Genomic DNA, 3,800 nt, shown 5'->3' with positions numbered 1-3,800 from the left:
CCCGCACGGGGCCGGACCGGTCCCCTCTCGAACAGCCGGTCGTCACCGGCCGCCGCCGCGACTACTACCCTGAACGACGAACATCCGTCAGGCCCGTCTCCGCCACCGGCAGAACCAGGAGAACCAGGAAAGCCATGAACACCCAGGTGGACTGGTCGTCAGTCCGGGAACGCGTCATGGCGGTGGAGGAGGCCGAGCGTCGGGCCCGTGGCCTCGGGCCGTCCCGGTACCCGGTGTTCGAACCCGCCCTGACCCCCGCCGAGATCGCCGAGGCCGAGACCCAGTTCGGCGTCGCACTCCCCGGTGAGTACCGCGCATTCCTGGCGGAGGTCGGGGCTGGCGGTCCCGGACCGGCGCTCCACCTCACCTCGCTGCGCCGGATCGACGGGACGTGGGGATGGGTCTGGGACGACGACGAGGACCAACCCTGGCTGCTGGACCCCAGCGGCCCGTTCGTCGAGACGGAGGGCTGGGCCGACCGGCAGACCGCGACGCTTCGCGCCGCCGGGTACGAACCCGCCGCCCGGGACGGGGACACCAACCGCCTGGACGACTACCGCGAGGTATTCGGCGACGCCGGCGACGAGATCTGGCGCGTGGAACGCGGCCGGGGCGCGATCCACATCAGCGACAACGGGTGCGGGATGACCAGCTGGCTCGTCGTCGTCGGCCCTCATCGCGGAGAGCTCCGCGACCGGGACTGTGCGGTCGACCCGCCCTTCGAGCCGTGCGTCGACGCGCAGGGGAACCGCCACACCTTCGCCACCTGGTACCTCGACTGGCTGGAGCGACGCGAAGCGGCATCCCGGTGAACGGGCGCGGCGAGGCGGACCCGGGCGCGGTGCCCCTCCGCCGCCCGCCCCGGGTCGCCCGCCGCCGGGGTGTCCGGATCGAGCTGCGGGTGCCGGCGCCGGGGCCGGCCGCCCTTTCAGCCGCCGCGCGCCGCGCTCACAGCTGCTGCCCGGTGCGCGGGTCGTAGCGGACCGCGACAGCCGCCACCTGGTCGGTGGGCATGACCTCGATCCACTGGTCGAAGATCTGGTACGGGTCGTCCGGCCGGCGGAACCCGCCCTCCAGCGGGTCGAATCCCGTCTCGAAGACCTTCTCCGAGGCCAGCGTGTTGTCCACCGCCGTGTTGGCGGCCTGGAGCTTGGCCGCGAGGAGCTGCAGGACGTCGCCGTACGTCTTGTTCTGGTACTCCGGCGGGTCTCCGGGCTGGACGGGGTAGGGCAGGCCGAGCCCCGCCACGCCTTCGACGCCCAGGAGCCAGGCGAGCGCGGCGACCTCCTGTCCGGGCCTGACGGGCATGACGGCCTTGGCCCAGGCGGCGTTGAGGAACTCGTTGCGGCGCTCGTCGCCGTCGATCTGGATCAGCCAGCCCAGCGAGCTGCCGAGCGGCGCCGGCTGGGTCTCCTCGGTGATGAGGTAGTCGACCCGCCATTCGGGGGCGGGCGCGCCCGCCGCGCCCGAGGTGCGGTACTCGTCCGCGCGGGAGTACCAGCCGGCCACCGTCTGCCCGGCGAGCGGCAGTTCGACGGTGCCGTCGGGGAGGGGCGGCTGCTTCTCGGGCGGCAGCGGGTAGCGGCCGGCGCTGTTCCGGTCGGGGGCGGGCGGGGCCACCGGGCCGGGCCGCCAGAAGTCCGGGGCGACGAAGTAGAGCATCTCCTCGACGTCGAAGAGCTGGTTGATCTGCTCCGATTCCGCGAACGGGGGGTGGTCCGGGTCCTGGGGGTAGTGACCGTTGTTCTCCAGGCGCCGCAGGATGTCGCGGAACACCACGCGCCGTTCCTCGCTGCGCAGCACCTCCGGCCGGCGCGGGGTCAGCGCGCTGACCAGGCGCAGCCGTTCGCGCACCGCCTTGCCGTAGGCCTCGTGCTCCAGCCGGTCGACCGCCGCCTGGTAGTCGGCCTGCGCGGCGTCCCGCCGCTTCTGGAGGTCGGTCTTGGCGGCGTCGGTGGGCGTGTAGGTCAGTACGGCGTCGAACGGCATGGACTTGCGGCCCTGCCAGTTGGCGTAGGTGAGGCGGATCTTGAGCGTGTTCTTGTCCGGGTCGGGGTCGGGTACCAGGTCGGTCGAGTCGAGCGGGGCGAAGTTGGCCTGCGCTCCGTGGCGGTCGATCGAGGCGACCCCGGTCAGGCGGTAGCCCGGTGGGGCCGGCGGGAGCGGGAAGTCGAAGCAGAACTGGACGATGTCGTCGTGTCCGCCGGGGGTGCTGGTGGGGTTGATGCCGCGGCAGGCGTTGCCGCTCTCCGGCAGGTAGGTCAGCTTGGCGTCCTCGTCCGGGCCCTGGTCGTGCAGGAACGGCACCTCGAAGTGGAAGGGCACCTGCTTGTCTTCGAGGTCGGGGATGTCCGCGGGCTTGGGGATCGCCGTGAGGTCGGGCGCGTCGACGACGTGGACCATGTCGCCGAGCCCCAGGTCCCGGCCCGGGTCGGGGAGGTAGACCTGCCAGCACAGTCGGGTGCCGATGTGCTGCAGTTGCACGCCGACCTTGCGCATCTTGCGCCGGAACTCGTAGTTGACCAGGTCGGTGGTGCTGGCGTTCTGCAGCACGTAGCGGCGGCTGGAGGTGTCGGTGGTCTCGGTCACCGTCTTGAAGGTCGTCTTGAAGTTGCGCCTGATCTCCGTGTTGACCTTGGAGGTCTGCGTACGGGTGTGCTTGTGGGTCTCCTCCGCCCCCCGCTTGACCGTGTTCTGGGTGGCGAAGCTGGCGCTGACGTCGGCGTGGTAGATCGTGGCGTTCACTCCGCCGGTGGCGCTCACGCCGAGCTTGGTATCGGTGGAGTTGTCCTCCTTGACCGCGTCGGCCACGTCGTCCTGGTCGGTCTGGCTGTCCTCGGTCTTGCGGGTGGTCTCCTCCGCGACCGTGGTCGTCTTCTCGACCAGGGTGCGCAGGGTGCTGGTCTCGACGACCTCGACGGTTCCGCCGGGGCTCACCCAGATGTGCCCGGACGGCGCGCCGAGGAAGGTGTCGAACTCGAAGAAGTACTGGCGGAAGAGGTTCACCAGCCCGACGGGCGTGAGCGGGGCCGTGCCGGAGGCCGTCGCGGCGGCGAGGCCGGTGACGTAGTCGGGCGGGGAGCCGGCCGCGGCTTCCAGATCGGGGGCGGCGAAGGTGCGGTAGTACTCGGCCAGCGCGGCCAGGGCCGGGTCGCGCAGCACCCGGGCGTTGTCGCCGCGGAAGCTTTCGGAGGCGAGTGCCGCGAACCGGGATCCGGGGTGCACGGCGGCGGCCGCGGTGCCGGCCTGCGAGCCGAGCCATCCGAGCAGGGGCTGGTAGACGCCGAAGACCTCGGTGGCGTACGGGAGGGCCCCTTCGAAGTCGGTGACCGGGCGCCCGGTGAACGTCGGCACGCCGGGGGCGGGCAGGACCATGGTCTGCCCGTCGGCGGCCGCGCCGCTGCCGGCGACGGTGAACACGACCGCGCTCCACGGCGCGCCGCTCGGGGACTTGAACAGGCGCACCGACGCGGTGGCGGTGCGGGCCGGTGCGACGAAGGTGATCGTCACCGTGGTCGGCGAGGTCGCGGTGCGCCCGGCGAAGTTGAGCCCGGTGACCGGGTCGCGCCACAGGAACGTGCCGTCCAGCGCGGTGACGTCCGGGTAGGCGCTGGGGTCCTGCACACTGACGCCGTCCGGCAGGGCGAGGGCCATCCGCAGGCCGGCGGGGATGTCGGCGCCCGTGCCGTCGACGCGGTACGACCAGAGCTTGAAGGCGGTTCCGGAGCCCGCCGTGGGGATGGGGGCCGTGCCGAGGAAGGTGACGGCGAATGCCATGTCGGACTCCTGGAGGCGGGGAG

At 72.2% G+C, this 3,800-nt stretch carries 2 protein-coding genes; one reads left to right on the top strand and one right to left on the bottom strand.

The genetic code is table 11. The features are described from left to right. Window positions 1-134 precede the first annotated feature (134 nt). A complete protein-coding gene (locus tag ACIQOV_RS31910) occupies window positions 135-812 on the top strand; it encodes an SMI1/KNR4 family protein (protein ID WP_401054169.1) in 678 nt (225 codons plus the stop codon). Between the two features lie 136 nt (window positions 813-948). Here the strand turns inward: ACIQOV_RS31910 and ACIQOV_RS31905 are convergent, their stop codons facing one another. Further along, entirely contained in the window at window positions 949-3,777 is a 2,829-nt protein-coding gene (locus ACIQOV_RS31905; protein WP_401054167.1) for a hypothetical protein, read from the bottom strand. Between the last annotated feature and the right edge of the window lie 23 nt (window positions 3,778-3,800).

It is taken from the genome of Kitasatospora sp. NPDC091257 (assembly GCF_044757675.1).
In the GTDB taxonomy this organism is placed as follows: domain Bacteria; phylum Actinomycetota; class Actinomycetes; order Streptomycetales; family Streptomycetaceae; genus Kitasatospora; species Kitasatospora lactacystinica.
Note: the sequence above shows the minus strand (reverse complement) of the source record. Positions and strands in the feature narration are given on the sequence as shown.